The sequence below is a fragment of the Rhizomicrobium sp. genome (assembly GCF_056722145.1).
Genome location: NZ_JBWZET010000154.1, coordinates 1 through 15,382, shown reverse-complemented (window position 1 = coordinate 15,382; position 15,382 = coordinate 1). Strand labels below are relative to the sequence as shown.

Below are 15,382 nucleotides of genomic sequence, written 5' to 3'. Positions count from 1 at the left end.
GTGTAGCGCGCAGTAGAACTGAAATAGGCTATCCTCTGCGTAGCAGATAGAAATCGGCCAACAACCGTCAGTGATCGTGTCGCTGTCTATGCAGGTCTCAAATAGCTTTTCGTGATGGAAAATATTGCCCTCGTCCAGCACGCAAATGTAATTAGGCCACGAGGATGGCGGACTGGTTTTCTCCCATTCGATGAGGTTTTGCTGCAGTGAATCCATGGAGTTTCCAGCCAGTGCGTACGCGAACACCATTCCGAATGGTCTGGGTCGACTGTGAGACATAGTCCATCCTCCTCCCATCGCTTTGTTGACGGCGCCGCTAGGCTTCATCTCCTTTAGGGCTTTAATTTTTTCGAGAGAATCCAATAACTCGACCTTGGATAAAGACGACTTGACCTCCACAATCCCGTAGACGCAGTCAATCGGATAAACCTGCACCGACTCGTCACGTAGAAGCGTCACACCATTTTCCCGGTCATATATGATCAAGTCGCACTGGCGCGACGTGTCCTTCACTCTGCCAACAACTTCGCCGGAACCAATGGCGTATTTGTCCGGAAGTCGGCCCGCCTTCAAAAATTCTCGAAGTACGTTTTCGCGCGTAGTGCCCTTTGTACCGGAATGCCTGATTTGCGCCGACATCTCAAAGTCAGCGTGCATTTTCCTGCTGATTTGTTGAAACAATGAGCGCGTATCCATCCTGCCCCCTCCAGAATTGAGCTGCCTTGGACGGTAATTGACCGGATATGGTTCAGCCAGAGTAATCCGGGTTCGATATCAGCAATGTCGCTATCTGGCGCATCCTTGCCATTCGCCGAATGTCTGGTTTGAGCAGAAGTGGACATTCATCTTTCACCCCCATGGCGCGGGCGCGCGGGGCGGCTGGGACCGTGATCGTCGAGTTTCCTAGCCGGTCGAGAGCTGGCCGCGAAGATGCCGGCGCGCTCGCCTCCGCGTGAAAGTCAAATTTGCTCAAATAGTTAGCCTAATCCCCCGGGCTCGCTTGATTTCCCCGTCGACGGCGGCGATAAGCGCCCCCTGATGGCAGTTCTCGTCAAAATTTGCGGGATCAACACCGCCCCGGCGGCCGATGCGGCGGTGCGGGCGGGGGCCGATTTTTGCGGCCTGGTGTTTCACCCCAAATCGCCCCGCCACCTGTCGCTCGAAGCCGCCCGCGCGCTGGCCGAGCGCATCCGTGGCCGCGCCCGGCTGGTGACGCTTTTATGCGATCCCGATGACGAGACCGTCGCCGCGCTGATCGCCGCGGTCCGCCCCGATTTCCTCCAGCTTCACGGTCGCGAGACACCCGAACGCGTTGCCGCGCTCCATTCCCGTTTCGGCGTGCCGCTGGTGAAGGCGTTCGCGATTGCCGAGGCCGCCGACTTCGCCCCCGTCGCGGCCTACGCGCCGTTCGTGGAGATGTTCTTGTTCGACGCCAAAGCCCCGGCCGGTACGCGTCCCGGCGGCCATGGCGTCGCCTTCGATTGGCAGCTGGTGAAGGGCCGCCGCTTCGCCCGGCCGTGGCTGCTCGCCGGAGGCCTGTCGCCCGCCAACGTCGCCCGCGCCATCGCGTCGTCGCAGGCGCCCGGCGTCGATGTCTCGTCCGGCGTCGAAAGTGCGCCCGGCGTCAAAAATTCCGAACTCATCGCGGCATTCGTCTCCGCCGCCAGAGGAGGTTCCCTCGCGTGAATACCCCCAATTCCTATCGTACCGGTCCGGATATCGACGGCCATTTCGGCGCCTATGGCGGACGGTTCGTGGCCGAAACCCTGATGCCGCTGATCCTCGAACTGGAAAAGGCGTATGAGACGGCCAAGGCCGATCCCGCCTACCACGCCGAGTTGAAGGACCTGCTCAAGCATTATGTCGGCCGCGAGAGCCCGCTCTATTTCGCCGAGCGTCTCACCGCCCATCTCGGCGGCCCGAAGATTTATCTCAAGCGCGAGGACCTCAACCACACCGGCGCCCACAAGATCAACAATTGCCTGGGGCAGGTGCTCTTGGCGCGGCGCATGGGCAAGACGCGGCTGATCGCCGAAACCGGCGCCGGCATGCATGGCGTCGCCACTGCCACCGTCGCGGCGCGCTTTGGTTTTCCCTGCGTCGTCTACATGGGCGAGGTCGATGTCGAGCGCCAGAAGGCCAACGTCTTCCGCATGCGCCTCTTGGGCGCCGAGGTGCGGCCGGTGAAGTCCGGTTCGCGCACCCTGAAGGATGCGATGAACGAGGCGTTGCGCGATTGGGTCGCCAATGTGAACGACACCTTCTACATGATCGGCACTGCCGCCGGCCCGCATCCCTATCCCGGCATGGTGCGCGATTTCCAGGTCGTGATCGGCAACGAAACCCGCGCCCAGATTCAGGAGCGCGAAGGCCGCTTGCCCGATCTCGTCACCGCCTGCGTCGGCGGCGGCTCCAATGCCATCGGCATGTTCCATCCCTTCCTCGACGATCCTGACGTCGAAATCCATGGCGTCGAAGCGGCGGGCAAGGGGATCGATACGCCGTATCATGCCGCCACCCTGTCGAAAGGCGTGCCCGGCGTGCTGCACGGCCAGCGCTCCTATCTGCTCCAGGACGACGACGGCCAGGTGATGGAGGCGCATTCGATTTCCGCCGGCCTCGACTATCCCGGCGTCGGCCCCGAGCATTCGTGGCTGCGCGATACCGGCCGGGTGAAATACTTCTCGGTCACCGACAAGCAGGCGGTGGATGCGTTCGTCGCGCTGTCGAAGCTGGAAGGCATCATCCCGGCGCTGGAATCCTCGCACGCCATCGCGCACGTCATGCGCATCGCCAAGGACATGGAAAAGGACAAGCTGATCGTGGCGTGCCTGTCGGGCCGCGGCGACAAGGACGCGAACACGGTTGCGGCCGTGTTGGGAGAGAAAATATGAGTTTGTTTCACCTCCCCCTTGCGGGGAGGTCGAAAAACTGCGCAGCGGTTTTTCGGGTGGGGGGCCGCGCTCTCCACGAACACCGCCCCCCACCCGGAGTGCTTCGCACTCCGACCTCCCCGCAAGGGGGAGGTGAAGAGGTCACGCCATGAGCCGAATTGCTTCCCGTTTTGAAGAGCTGCGCAACCAGAACCGCGCCGCCTTCATTTCCTTCATCACCGCTGGCGATCCCGATGCCGAGACCACGGGCGCGCTGCTGGAGAAGCTGCCCGCCGCCGGGGCCGATCTGATCGAGCTCGGCGTTCCGTTCTCCGATCCGATGGCCGATGGTCCCGCCATCCAGGCGTCGTCGCAGCGGGCGCTCAAGGCCGGCATGACGCTGGCGAAGGTGCTCGAACTGGTCCGCACCTTCCGCAAGACTGATCGCAAGACGCCGGTGGTGCTGATGGGCTATTGCAATCCGATTCACAAATACGGCACCGCCCGGTTTGTGAAGGATGCGGCCGAAGCCGGCGTCGATGGCCTGATCACCGTCGATCTGCCGCCGGAAGAGGACGAAATTCTGCGCCTGCCGGCCGCCTCGCACGGGGTTGACATTGTCCGATTGGCCACACCGACGACCGACGCCGAACGCCTGAAAACCATTCTGAATGGGGCCGGTGGCTTCCTCTACTATGTTTCGATCACCGGGGTGACGGGAACAAAAAGCTTCGCCGAGGCCGATGTTCGCGCCGCGGTGGCTGGACTGCAGGCGTCAACCGGGCTTCCGTGTGCCGTCGGTTTCGGAATCAACACGCCGGAACGGGCCGCGGCCGTGGCCAAATTCGCCGATGCGGCGGTGGTGGGGTCCGCCATCGTCGACCGCATGGCGTCGGGCGCCGGCATCGACGAAACCATCGCCTACTGCAAAGACCTTGCCGAGGCGGTGCACGGGGCACGCGTTTAGCTTTCCTCCCCCGTCCTTCACGGGGGAGGTGGATCGCGGCGAAGCCGAGAGACGGAGGGGGCGCTTCGCCCCGCAGTGAAAGAGGCGTAGGATAAAGCATGAGCTGGCTCACCAATTTCGTCCGTCCTCGGATCAAAAGCCTGATCGGCGCGGTCAAGTCCGCGACGCCCGACAACCTCTGGCGCAAGTGTCCGGCCTGCGGCGAGATGATTTTCCACCGCGATCTGGTGGCGGCGCTGTTCGTCTGCCCGCAATGCGGCCATCACATGCGCATCGGCGCGCCCGAGCGGTTCGCGCAAGTTTTCGACAACGGCGCCTTCGAGGAACTGATCCCGCCGGAAGTCGCGGCCGATCCGCTCCGCTTCCGCGACGAGAAGCGCTATTCCGACCGCCTGCGCGAGGCGCGCCAGAAGACCGGGCGCATCGATGGGCTGTCGGCGGCACGCGGCACGCTCGACAATCTGCCGATCATGGTGGCGGTGCAGGCGTTCGATTTCATGGGCGGCTCGCTCGGCATGGGCGTCGGCGAGGCGCTGGTCAATGCGATGCAGTCGGCGGTCGATGAAAGCCGTCCCTTCATCCTGTTCGTCGCCTCGGGCGGCGCGCGCATGCAGGAAGGCGTTCTCTCGCTGATGCAGATGCCGCGCGTGACCATCGCGGTGGACATGCTGCGCGATGCCGGGCTGCCTTATGTCGTGGTGTTGACCGATCCGACCACCGGCGGCGTCTCGGCGTCGTATGCCATGCTGGGCGATATTCACATCGCCGAGCCCAATGCCCTGATCGGCTTCGCCGGTCAGCGCGTCACCGCCAACGCCGTGCGCGAGCAGCTTCCCGAAGGCTATCAGCGCGCGGAATATCTCCTCCAGCACGGCATGATCGACATGGTGGTGAACCGCAAGGAAATGCGCAGCAGCCTGTCGAAGGTGCTGCACATGCTGATGCGGCGTTCCAAGCCGCACGCGGTGTTGCCGATGCCGCCGCGCGTCTTGTCCGGCAATCTGGCGCTGGTGCCCGCGGCGCGAAAGTGATGGGCGGCAGCGACATCGTTCTCGAGCGTCTGCTCAAGCTGCATCCCAAGAAGATCGACCTGGTGCTCGACCGCATCCAGCGGCTGCTGGCGCAGTTGGGTCATCCCGAAAAGCGCCTGCCGCCGGTGATTCACGTTGCCGGCACCAACGGCAAGGGCTCAACGTGCGCCTTCTGCCGCGCCATGCTGGAAACGCAGGGGCTGAAGGTTCACGTCTATTCCTCGCCGCATCTGGTGTTCTTTCACGAGCGCATCCGCCTCGCCGGCGATCTTATCAGCGAAAGCGAACTCGCCGCGCTGCTCGAAGAGTGCGAACGCGTCAACGACGGCGCCCCGATCACGTTTTTCGAAATCACCACCGCCGCCGCGATCCTGGCGTTCTCGCGCCACAAGGCCGACGCGCTGGTGATGGAGGTCGGGCTCGGCGGCAAATACGACGCCACCAATGTTTTGGAGCATCCGCGCGCTGCCGTGATCACGCCGGTCGGCCTCGATCACGCCGAATTTCTCGGCACCGACATCGCCGGCATCGCCGCGGAGAAGGCGGGCATCATCAAGCGCGGCTGTCCGGTGATCGTCGGAGCGCAAGACGACATCCCGCGCGACGTGATCCTCAGGCGCGCCGATGCGCTGGGGGCGCCGGTAACCGCGTTCGGGCAGGATTTCTTCGCCCATCAGGAACACGGCCGCATGGTCTACCAGGACCTCAATGGGTTGCTCGACCTACCATTGCCGCGCTTGGTCGGCCGGCATCAGATCGAGAACGCCGCCACCGCCATCGCCGCCCTGCGCGCCTCCGATTGGGTCAAAGATGCGGCGATCGAAAAAGGTCTGCGTACGGTCGAATGGCCGGCGCGGATGCAGCGCCTCAGCCACGGCCCCTTGATCGATATCGCCCCGCACGATGCCGAGGTCTGGCTCGACGGCGGCCACAATCCTCACGGCGCTGCTGCGGTGGCGCGCGCCATGGCCGATCTCGAAGAGCGCGCCGAGAAGCCGCTGTATCTGATCTCCGGCATGCTCTCCAACAAGGATGCTGTCGGTTTCTTTTCGGCCTTCCGCGGACTCGCGCGCCACGTCGTCACCATCGCCATCCCAGGCGAAGACGCGGCGCTCGGTCCCGGCGCTTTGTACGATCGTGTTCGCGCCGCCGGCTTGGAAGCCTCGCCCGGCGAAGACATCGAAGATGCCATGCTGCAAGTCGCCGCCATGTCGCGCATGGACGACGAAGACACCCCGCCCCGCATCCTCATCTGCGGCTCGCTCTATCTCGCCGGAAAAGTGCTGGCGGAGAACGGGTGAAGGCGCGCCGTTATTCCTTGCTGATGGCGCCGCCGCCGCCGGTCTGGGTGACGACCTTGGGCGGGTTGCCGGCGTAGGAGATGGCGCCGCCGCCGTGGGCTGCGGCGACCAGCGCATTCAGCGCGCGCACATGGACGGCGCCGCCGCCGTGAGCTGCCGCGGTGACGGTATCGGCCGGAATGGCGCGGGTATCGATGGCACCGCCGCCGTGGGCCGCGACGGTGAGCACGCCCTGGTGCGGAAACTCGCCGACCGCTTCGAGCGCGCCGCCGCCATGGGCTTCCACCGCGTCGATCTTGGGCGAGACGATTTCCACTTCGAACGGCCCGACGTTCCAGCACCAGTTCTTGCACGGACTGATGTCGAGGCTGGTGCCGCTCATGTGCAGATCGGCCTTGCCGGCATCGCCCTTGGTGACGGTGACGCGCTGGACGTTGCCGTGGCGCAGCACGACGTGAGCGCCGCCATGGACGTTGATGCCGGTGAAAGCGGGAAATTTGAGTTCGGGGCCGGCGAACGCGGCGCTGGTAAGCATCACGGCGACAAGGGCAGCAAAGCGGATCATGAGCATCTCCTCGGAACGTCAGGTGAATATGGAGTTCCGCCGCGGGTTCTGCACTAGTTTAAGCCCATGGTGATTTCGGGGGATCGCCATGAACCACGCTCACGCCTCGTCGTTACCCTCGCTGCAGCTGCCGTCGGGGCGGGCGCGCACGTCGTGAATGTCGCCAGGCAGGGCGAGCGAGCCGGTCGTCAGGAAGATGTGATCGAGAAACTCCAGCCGCCCGCCCGCCGCGTTAAAGACCCCGATCGCCACGCTGTCGACCGTCACCGCCAGGCCGCGCACATAACCGTCGAAGCGGGCCAGCGTTTCGTTGCCGTCGATCAGCCGTCCACCGGCGGAATCGCACACCAGCAGGCGCTCGCCGAGAAAGGCGATGTTATGCGCCTCGCGACCGGGGAGGGGGATGGTGCGCTCGGGCTGGAAGGCGCGGTCTCCGACGACGACATGGCTTGCGTCGCCCTCGTTGCACAACACATAGGTCTTGTCGTGCCGGAAAATCAGGCCGCTGAGGGTGCAGGGGTGACCATGCACCGGCACCGGGCCGAGGTCGTCGGTTTCCTCGAAACTGTGCAGGTCGAAGACGCGGATGCGCTCCGCTCCCGCCGCATAAAGCCGGCCCTCCCAGCTGTCGAGCAGATGGCGCACGCCCGGCAGCCCGTCGACCACGGTGTGGCAGGTGCCGTCGAGCCCGATCCGCCGGATGCGCCCGCGCGTGAGCGTGGGATGAAGCTGGAACACGAACATCGCGTTATCGGCAAAGGCGACGGCAGTATGCCGGCCAGCGAACAGCCGTAGCCAGCGGTGGCGCGAACAAAGAAAAAGCCCCGAACTCGAGGCCACGATGAATTCATAGTCCCGCCACGAAACCGCAACCCGTCGCGGTGGCGCCAACCAAGCCCCCCACGACGCAAGGTAACCCCCAATACCCAATTCCCCCGCCACCCACCGATTACATGGAACCGTTCTAAATCAACGCGCGTACACGTTTACAGCCCTGAAAAGTAGAAAGTGGGCGGTGGCTGCGGGTTTAGGCGCAAACTCGGCGAAAAAACCTATTTTGCAGCTCAGCAAGTCGAAGTTCAATTATCCGCTCAGGCTGCAATGCGATAGTCAACCAGGATCGCGTCGTATGGGGCAACCACGACCAGACGGCCCTTTGCGTCTTTTCTCAGAACGACAAAGCCGTACTTACCATTACAAAGCCCGTTATTGAGTTCAGCACTAGGTGGGGCCCGGCGACGTAGGGTGGGCATTACCGCAAGTCTCGCCGCCACTTTTTAGGAAAATTAACCTTGTATCCCGTCGGGCGGGTACCCATCTCTTTGGAGAAGACTGTACCAAAAGGAGACAGATGCCCGTGACTGACCCGATTTCCCGTGCCGCTCAACTCCTGGCTGAGGAGATGGAAGCGTCCCATGCCGCGTTTACGCGGATCCAGGTTGCCGCCGAGAATTCCGAAGCGACCGACAGCTTTTATCGTGAGAAGTGGATCACCGCCGTGCGCTTGATGGCGGCCCAGGCGGCGACCGCGAATGTGCTGCGGCGGCTGACCGGAACGCGCGACGGCTACACCTTCACTTATGTCCACCAGCCCCCCTCCCGCCGGAAATTGAAAACGACTGTACCTATGCCACCCGTTCTTGATGTCGAGGCGGTCGATCGTGCCGAGGCGGAAGACAGGTCGTGAGCCTGGCGGACAGCCGGGCAACCGCAACGCCGTTACCACCGGGATGCACACCGCCGAGATGCGCGCGGTTCGCAAACTCGCGCGCCACCATATCCGGCGGTTGAAATTCGCGATCGCCTACGCGCGTCTGGTGTTGGCAGATGTGTCGCACCGTCACGTTCCCGTCGCCCCCAACGAGGAAGATGCTTACGCCCACAAAAAGGGCAATGGGGGAGATCATGACAACACGGCATTATCTGTTTGGATTCTCGGGGCGCATCAACCGCGCCAAGATCTGGCTTTGGATTCTTATCGCCATCGCGGCCTATGTCGTGATGGGCCTGGTGGTGGCGTATGGCTTCGATTGGAGCGCGACGCTTGCGGCGCTGAAGGCGCACACGGCGCACACGCCGGTCGATTGGGCGAAGGTTCCGCATCCGGCCTGCAAGGGCACGGTTTCGATCGCCGCCATGATCGTCCTTGCGCTGATCGTTCTCGCGATGATCTGGGCGAAGTTCGCAGTCTACATCAAGCGGCTGCACGATCGCGCCAAGAGCGCGTGGTGGCTCGTCCTGTATTGGGCCGTGCCGGTGGCGCTGCACGGTTATGCCTGCCACGCGGCGGGAATGCCGCATCACGGTGGGCCGCACGCGATGATGCAGGCGATGCCGATCGCCGGCAAAGCGGCTTATGCGGTCGCGATGTTGATCGGGCTGTGGGTGTTCATCGACCTGTTCCTGATCGGCGGCACCAAGGGCGAAAACAAATACGGCCCCGATCCACGCGATCCGAACTGGTGCGATCCGGACAAGCCGGCCAAAGGCTGCCGTCCGAAGCCGATGAAGGACTAGCACGCGATCCAGCGCGTTGCGGGCAGGGCGCCGGCGGTATTGTCGGCGGCCTGTTTCCGCGCGACAGTGGCGCAAACGGGGGGCATGCGCGTGATCCAGTATCTGCTCAGCCCGCACGGGCGCATCAACCGCGCCAAGATGTGGCTGTATGCGCTGATCTCAATCGTGGTGCCGACGCTCGCTACGGCGGCGGCGCCGCACGCCGACCTGTCCACCGCCATAGGGCGGGCTCTGGCGCTCACACTCTACTGGCCGCCGTCGGGCGCATCGCCATTGGCATTTCTGGTAACGGCGCTCGACCTCGCCTTCGTATGGGTTGGTATCGCCGTCACGCTCAAGCGCCTGCACGATCGCGGCAAGGGCGCCGGCTGGCTGATCCTGATGTGGCTGGAACCCAATGTGGCGATATACGTGACCTATTACTGGCTCGGCTACATCGTTCGCCCGCCGCATGCGCCGGCATGGCTGCAGCTCGTAGCCGGTGCGCTCGGCATCTTTTCGTTCTGGGCGTTTCTCGAACTCTACGTGCGCCGCGGCGATCCCGCTCCGAACCGCTTCGGGCCAAGCCCGATCAAGCCGCGCGCGGCAAACGCAGGTGTCGTTCCGCTGAGTGCTGGAAACGAGACGTCAGGAAATTAGAGCATCGGACGTTCAAGCGAGATCATTCTTTCCTCCCCCGCGATGCTCAAATCATGACACTGGCACGCCGCCGAAACAGCGGGGGAGGTGGCCCATCAGGGCCGGAGGGGGGATATTTTAGCGCCGAATCGGTCCCCCCTCCGTCGCTTCGCGCCACCTCCCCCGCTATTTTGACGGCGGTGCGGCGTGAAAGGATCTGTCGGCGCGGGGGAGGAAAGATGAACGACGTGATCTCGTCTGAATGTTCGTTGCTCTAGATCGAGCTTTCGATCCATTCCTTGATCTTCGACTTGGGCAGGGCGCCGACTTTGGTGGCGGCAACCTGGCCTTGCGCGAAGATCATCATGGTCGGAATGCCGCGCACGCCATATTTCTGCGGCGTGGTGGGATTCTCGTCGATGTTGATCTTGGCAAACGTCACCTTGTCGCCGAGTTCCGCCGACAGCTCGTCCAGGGCGGGCGCGATCATGCGGCAGGGTCCGCACCATTCCGCCCAGAAGTCGACGAGGACGGGCTTCTTGGCGCTCAGCACATCGGCCTGGAAAGATGCATCGGTAACTTTGATCGGCGAAGACATACGCGGTTCCTCGAAGACAACCCCCTATATCTAGGTTTGCCCCCCCTCGCGGTCAAGGCGCGAACGGATGCGCCTTGTTTCCGCTTCCAGAAGTTGGGGCGGCAGCGCCATCAGCGCGGGCCCTTCGGTCCAGACCAGCGCACAGGCGATTCGGCGGTCGGGGAAAATACATTCCGCTGCGGCACGATAAAGCGCCATCTGGGTGAGGTAGAGGCGCGGCACGTCGGCCGCTTCGGCGGCGGGTCTGCCGGTCTTGAAATCGACGATCAGGACGCTGTCATCGTTAACGGCGAGCCGGTCGACGCGGCCATGCACGCGCGCGGTGGGGCCGATCTCGGGCAGGTCGGCGACCAGCGAGACTTCGGCGCGGCTGCCGGGCGCGAAGGCGGCGGCGAATTCGGGCGCATCGATCACCGCCAGGGTTTGCGCGATCAGCGTGGCGGCTTCGTCGGCCTCGACGGCGCGCGCGGCAAGGAAGCGCTCGGCCACGGCGGCGCGGTCGGCGGGTGCGATATCGGGCAGGCGCGCCAGCATGGCGTGCACCAGAAGGCCGCGCCGCTTCGGGGTTTCGCTGGTCAGCGGCGAGCGTTTGGCGGGTTCGTCGATGCCGGCGGCGAGCGAGGGGCGGATCAGCCATGGCGCCGGGCGCTCGGGCTTGGCGGGCGTGGTGGCCCAGGCGGGAAGGTTGAACGCCTCCGTCGCCGCTTTCGCGGTGGGCGCGATTGTTTCGAGCGCCGCGGTGCCGAACACGCGCGAGCCGTCGTCCTGCGGCAGGCCCAGGGCCGCGGCGGCGCGTTCGGCCAGCGTGTGCCAGCTTCCCGGCTTGGTGCCGGTCTTGTTTTCGAAACCGCAGACGATCAGCCGTTCCTTGGCTCTTGTCAGTGCTACATACAAAAGCCTGCGGTATTCGCGCTTGACCGCGTCGTTGGCGGCGAGTTTGGCGGCCTTGACCGGTTCTGGCGCCCGCTTGTCGGCGACCGGGAACAGCACGGCGTCGCCCGTATACAGCAACTGGCCGTTGGCGGTGGCGTCGTTGGGCAGGCGCGTGGTGTCGGGCAGGATGACGATGTCGGCTTCCAGGCCTTTGGCGCCGTGCACGGTCATGACGCGCACTTCGTTGCGGCCGCGCTCCATGTCGCGTTTCACCTGCGCACCGCCGCCTTCGATCCAGGCGAGGAAGCCTTCCAGCGACGGCGTGTACTGGTTCTCGTACTGCAGCGCCAGCGCCAGAAATTCGTCGATGGCATCGTTCGCTTCGGCGCCGAGCCGCTTGAGCAGCTTCTTGCGGCCGTCGATCAAGGCGTGGGCGAAGTACTCGAACGGCGGCGCAAAGTCGGCCCGCGCCCGCGCGTCAGTGAGGAAGGTGTAGGCCGCAGCGAACCCATCCTGCCGCGCCACGACTTCGTCCCACAACGAGCCGGTGCGCGATTGCGCCAGCTCATACAATTCGTCTTCGCTGAGACCGACCAGCGGCGAGCGCAACAGGCAGGCGAGGTTGAGGTCGTCGTCGGGCAACAGGGCGAAACGGCCGAGCGCGATCAAATCCATCACCGCGATCTGCTCAGTGAGCACAATGCGGTCGGCGCCCGCCACCGGCACGCCGCGTTCCTTCAGCCGGCGGATGATCTCGCTGCCGAACGGCTCACGCCGCGGCAAAAGGATCATGATGTCGCCGGGCTCGATCGGTTTGGTGTGGCCGGGCAGGGCGGCGTGGCTGACGAGCCAGCCCTTGATGCGGGTCGCGATCTGGTCCGCCAGCCGCGCCACCGGGCTCGCCGGTTTCGCCATGTCGACCGGCCTCAGGTCCCAGGGATCGCGCGCCGGCGCATCGTCGGGCGTCAGCGGCGGCCAGAATTCGACGCAGCCTTTGAGCGCCGTCTTCAGCGCGTTATGGACGACCGCGGCGCCGGTGGAGGTCAGCCCGTCGCGGGCTTCGTCGGCGGCAAAGGTCGCATCCACGAACGCCAGCACTTCCGGTGCCGACCGCCACGAGTTCTGCAGCGGCTGGTAGAGGAATTCGCGGCCGCCTTGCTTGGCGCGGGTTTCGAAGAACTGCCGCCGCGCCTCGAACTGCTTGGGATCGGCGCCCTGGAAGCTGAAGATCGACTGCTTCTCGTCGCCGACCGCGAACAGGGTGCGCAGCGTCTGGGCGGCGCCTTCGCCGGCGAAGAATTCTTCCGTCAGCTTCTGGATGATGTCCCACTGCAGGCCCGAGGTGTCCTGCGCTTCGTCGATCAGGACGTGGTCGATGCCTTCGTCGAGCTTGTACAGCACCCAGGCGGCGCCGTGATTGTGCAGCAGGCGATGCGTCCGCCCGATCAGGTCGTCGTAATCGAGCGTATTGCGGGCGCGCTTCTCGGCGGCATAGACCTCGCGCACCGCATGCGCCACGGTCAGCGCTGCGTCCGCCAAAAGGGCCGCGTCCACCGCATTGATCCTGGCTTTGGCTTCGATCGCCTGCTCGCCGAGCGCGACCAGCCATTCGCCGAGATCGGCGCGCTGTTCCAGCAGCTTCTTGGTCGCCAGTGTTTTCCGCAGCGCGCCTTCGGCCGTCAGCAGCACGTCGCACAAGCCGTCGAACTGTTCCAGCTCGCTCAGCAGCTCCTTCGCCGTCGCCAGCGCCGCGCTCCTGTCCTGGTCGCCTTTGGTGCCCTTCGCCAGCCATGCGATCGCCGCTTGCAGCTTTTCTTCGTCGGCTTTCAGCAGTTTGCAGAAGGCACCGGTGATGGTTTCCACCGTATCGTCGGGATCGGCACCGTGCGCGGTCTTCAGCAATGCGCTCCAATCATCACCCGCGCGCGCGAAGAAGGCGTCAAGCTTGCCGCGGTCGGCGCCGAGCGCGCAGCGCAGCAGGGCATCGAGCCGGCCATCGCTGACATGGGTGACGAGATGGGAGACCGCCGCCGCCAGCGATGCATCGCCGGTTCCGGCGCGTTCGAAGACGCGGGCCCGCGCCGCCGCCATCAGGTCGGAGGCGGAACGATCATCGAGGATGTCGAACGAAGCCGGCACGCCCGCTTCGATCGGAAACCGCGCCAGCACGTATTGGCAGAACGAATGGATGGTCTGTATTTTCAAACCGCCCGGCGTTTCGAGCGCCTTGGCGAACAGCCGCCGCGCTTCCTTCAGTTGTTCGCTGCCGCCGGGTTCGGCGCCGACGGCGGTGATCTTTTCGGCCAGGGCGCTGTCGGACAGCATCGACCATTCGCCGAGCTGGGTGAACAGCCGTCCCGCCATCTCCGCCGCCGCCGCCTTGGTGTAGGTGAGGCAGAGGATGCGCTCCGGCCGCGCCCCTGCCAGCAGCAGCCGCGTCACGCGATTGGCCAGGGTGTGCGTCTTGCCGGCACCGGCGTTGGCGGCGACCCAGGCGGAGAGAGTGGGATCGGAGGCGTTCATTCCCCGCTCCATCCGCTCATCGACCATTCGCGCACCCGCGCCAGATGGTCGAAATCGCCGTCGCTGTCGGTGTATGCGGGCGCGACGCGGCTTTCGTATCCCGTGGTTGTGAGATCGAACAGCGCCACGCGCCCCTTCAGCCGCTCCAGCGCCGCCGACGACAGCACCGCCGCATCGTCGCCGATGTCCTTGACCTTGCCGGGTTCGGCGGCGCCGCTGATCTGGATGTAGGCGAGTTCTGCGGGCGTCAGCGCCGGCACCGTCTTGAATCCTCCCGCCGCCAGGATCGCGCCTTCGAGCGGCAATTGCGGCGACAACAGCACCTTTACTTGGCTGGCGCTCGGCGGCGTGCCGGTCTTGTAGTCGATGATCGCCGCGCCCCCCGCTCGCAGCCGGTCGATGCGATCGGCGACGCCAAAGAGCCGGAACGGTGCTCCGTCTACGGAAAAATTGAGCTCGCCGCGCACTTCCAGGAAGCTTTCGGCAATCAGCGGGCGCCGCTCGGCTTCCACGCCGACGAACCATTGCGCCGCCCGCAGGAAGCGTGGCCGCCACAGCGCCGTGATCGCGCGCGGCAGTGCCATTTCGTCGAACACCTCGTCGACGATCTCGGCGATCTTGCCGACGGCATCGGGCGGCAGCGCGGCGTGGCGCTTGATGAAGCGTTCGAGCACCTTGTGAAACGCCGAGCCGCGCTCGAGGTAACCGATGTCGGCGTCGATCGGATCGAGCGGCTTGAGGCGCAGGATTTTCCGCGCGTAGATGGCATAGGGATCGCGCAGCCAGCGTTCCACATCGGTGACCGACATCTCGCGCGGACGCACCGCCACCGGCGGCTGCGGATAAGGCGGGCGCTCGGGCATCGGCGAGCCGGGATCGGCCAGCGCCTCGGCAATGGCGCGATATTGCGGATCGAGCGCCAAGCTGTCGATGATGCCGAGCCCGCGCGTCAGTTGCTGCAGCCGCTGGATCCAGCGCGACGCCACCATCGGCGTGCCGTCGGACTTCTGCGCCCGCGACAGCACCACGCGCGGTGCCGCGGCCAAGGTGGCGAAATCGTGCGCCGACAAACCGATGGCGCGTTCGGGCTGTTCCAAGCCAAGCGTCGCGCGCATCGGCCGCGAGAACCACGGATCGTCCGCCGCTGCTGCCGGCCACGAGCCTTCGTTCAATCCGCCGAGAACGACGAGATCGAAGCTCTGCAGCCGCGCTTCCAGCGGACCGAGAATGGCCAGCCGCGGATGGCGTCCGAAGGCCGGGCGCACCGGCGTTTCGTTCATCATCTCGCGCAGCAGCGGTGCATACGAGCCCGGCTCGATGTCGGGCAGGTCGCCGGCCGCATCGGCGAGGTCGCGGATGAAATCGTTGGCGGCAGCGCCGTCGGGGCCATCCCACAGCGTCGGCGCCAGTGCATCGGCGGCGTCGACGTGCGCCCGCAACACCGCGTTGAGCGGTACTTCGGCGCCGGTCAGTGCCGCTTCAACCGGCGCCAGAACATCGCGCACGTCGGCAAACC

At 64.9% G+C, this 15,382-nt stretch carries 14 protein-coding genes; 8 read left to right on the top strand and 6 right to left on the bottom strand.

Annotated elements, in window-relative coordinates; translation table 11 throughout:
* On the bottom strand, positions 1-696 hold a 696-nt coding region (locus tag AC1P6P_RS08595; RefSeq protein WP_481402027.1), incomplete at its 3' end, for a DUF6602 domain-containing protein.
* 342 nt (positions 697-1,038) lie between these two features.
* Here AC1P6P_RS08595 and AC1P6P_RS08590 point away from each other — a divergent pair.
* The 5 genes from AC1P6P_RS08590 to AC1P6P_RS08570 all read left to right on the top strand — a co-directional run bounded on the left by AC1P6P_RS08590 (position 1,039) and on the right by AC1P6P_RS08570 (position 6,172).
* Positions 1,039-1,686, top strand: coding sequence for a phosphoribosylanthranilate isomerase (locus AC1P6P_RS08590; RefSeq protein ID WP_481402026.1), 648 nt, complete (start codon positions 1,039-1,041; stop codon positions 1,684-1,686).
* Positions 1,683-2,894, top strand: a complete 1,212-nt coding sequence (trpB, locus tag AC1P6P_RS08585; RefSeq protein ID WP_481402025.1) for a tryptophan synthase subunit beta — start codon at positions 1,683-1,685, stop codon at positions 2,892-2,894. Before AC1P6P_RS08590 ends, trpB begins: the two co-directional genes overlap by 4 nt.
* A 148-nt stretch (positions 2,895-3,042) precedes the next feature.
* Positions 3,043-3,840 carry a tryptophan synthase subunit alpha gene (gene trpA / locus AC1P6P_RS08580; protein ID WP_481402024.1) on the top strand — a complete coding sequence of 266 codons (798 nt, stop codon included), beginning with the start codon at positions 3,043-3,045 and terminating at the stop codon, positions 3,838-3,840.
* Positions 3,841-3,938: 98 nt separating this feature from the next.
* The gene (gene accD, locus AC1P6P_RS08575; RefSeq protein WP_481402023.1) at positions 3,939-4,871 is read left to right on the top strand and encodes an acetyl-CoA carboxylase, carboxyltransferase subunit beta; all 933 of its coding nucleotides are present in this window, start codon (positions 3,939-3,941) and stop codon (positions 4,869-4,871) included.
* Complete coding sequence (locus AC1P6P_RS08570) at positions 4,871-6,172, top strand: bifunctional folylpolyglutamate synthase/dihydrofolate synthase (RefSeq protein ID WP_481402022.1); 1,302 nt, start codon at positions 4,871-4,873, stop codon at positions 6,170-6,172. The genes accD and AC1P6P_RS08570 overlap by 1 nt, the downstream gene beginning before the upstream one ends.
* A 10-nt stretch (positions 6,173-6,182) precedes the next feature.
* Here the strand turns inward: AC1P6P_RS08570 and AC1P6P_RS08565 are convergent, their stop codons facing one another.
* Positions 6,183-6,737: a GIN domain-containing protein gene (locus AC1P6P_RS08565; RefSeq protein ID WP_481402021.1), complete on the bottom strand. Its 555-nt coding sequence runs from the start codon at positions 6,735-6,737 to the stop codon at positions 6,183-6,185.
* A gap of 99 nt (positions 6,738-6,836) precedes the next feature.
* Entirely contained in the window at positions 6,837-7,577 is a 741-nt protein-coding gene (locus AC1P6P_RS08560) for a YncE family protein (protein ID WP_481402020.1), read from the bottom strand.
* 517 nt (positions 7,578-8,094) lie between these two features.
* Between AC1P6P_RS08560 and AC1P6P_RS08555 the strand changes: the two genes are divergently transcribed.
* The 3 genes from AC1P6P_RS08555 (at position 8,095) to AC1P6P_RS08545 (ending at position 9,893) form a co-directional block, all read left to right on the top strand.
* Positions 8,095-8,424 (top strand): hypothetical protein, encoded by a 330-nt coding sequence (locus AC1P6P_RS08555; RefSeq protein ID WP_481402019.1) that lies wholly within the window; start codon positions 8,095-8,097, stop codon positions 8,422-8,424.
* A 218-nt stretch (positions 8,425-8,642) separates the two neighbouring features.
* Entirely contained in the window at positions 8,643-9,254 is a 612-nt protein-coding gene (locus AC1P6P_RS08550; RefSeq protein ID WP_481402018.1) for a DUF805 domain-containing protein, read from the top strand.
* A gap of 84 nt (positions 9,255-9,338) precedes the next feature.
* Entirely contained in the window at positions 9,339-9,893 is a 555-nt protein-coding gene (locus AC1P6P_RS08545; protein WP_481402017.1) for a DUF805 domain-containing protein, read from the top strand.
* Between the two features lie 253 nt (positions 9,894-10,146).
* Here the strand turns inward: AC1P6P_RS08545 and trxA are convergent, their stop codons facing one another.
* The 3 genes from trxA to addB all read right to left on the bottom strand — a co-directional run.
* Entirely contained in the window at positions 10,147-10,470 is a 324-nt protein-coding gene (gene trxA / locus AC1P6P_RS08540) for a thioredoxin TrxA (RefSeq protein WP_481402016.1), read from the bottom strand.
* A gap of 30 nt (positions 10,471-10,500) precedes the next feature.
* Complete coding sequence (addA, locus tag AC1P6P_RS08535) at positions 10,501-13,866, bottom strand: double-strand break repair helicase AddA (protein ID WP_481402015.1); 3,366 nt, start codon at positions 13,864-13,866, stop codon at positions 10,501-10,503.
* On the bottom strand, positions 13,863-15,382 hold a 1,520-nt coding region (gene addB, locus AC1P6P_RS08530), incomplete at its 5' end, for a double-strand break repair protein AddB (RefSeq protein ID WP_481402014.1). The genes addA and addB, both read right to left, overlap by 4 nt.

Bases quoted from the DNA above. Each gene is read 5' to 3' on its own strand.
- AC1P6P_RS08590 (WP_481402026.1), top strand. From the start codon at position 1,039: ATGGCAGTTCTCGTCAAAATTTGCGGGATCAACACCGCCCCGGCGGCC.
- trpA (WP_481402024.1), top strand. From the start codon at position 3,043: ATGAGCCGAATTGCTTCCCGTTTTGAAGAGCTGCGCAACCAGAACCGC.
- accD (WP_481402023.1), top strand. From the start codon at position 3,939: ATGAGCTGGCTCACCAATTTCGTCCGTCCTCGGATCAAAAGCCTGATC.
- AC1P6P_RS08570 (WP_481402022.1), top strand. From the start codon at position 4,871: ATGGGCGGCAGCGACATCGTTCTCGAGCGTCTGCTCAAGCTGCATCCC.
- AC1P6P_RS08565 (WP_481402021.1), bottom strand. From the start codon at position 6,737: ATGATCCGCTTTGCTGCCCTTGTCGCCGTGATGCTTACCAGCGCCGCG.
- AC1P6P_RS08550 (WP_481402018.1), top strand. From the start codon at position 8,643: ATGACAACACGGCATTATCTGTTTGGATTCTCGGGGCGCATCAACCGC.
- AC1P6P_RS08545 (WP_481402017.1), top strand. From the start codon at position 9,339: ATGCGCGTGATCCAGTATCTGCTCAGCCCGCACGGGCGCATCAACCGC.
- trxA (WP_481402016.1), bottom strand. From the start codon at position 10,470: ATGTCTTCGCCGATCAAAGTTACCGATGCATCTTTCCAGGCCGATGTG.
- addA (WP_481402015.1), bottom strand. From the start codon at position 13,866: ATGAACGCCTCCGATCCCACTCTCTCCGCCTGGGTCGCCGCCAACGCC.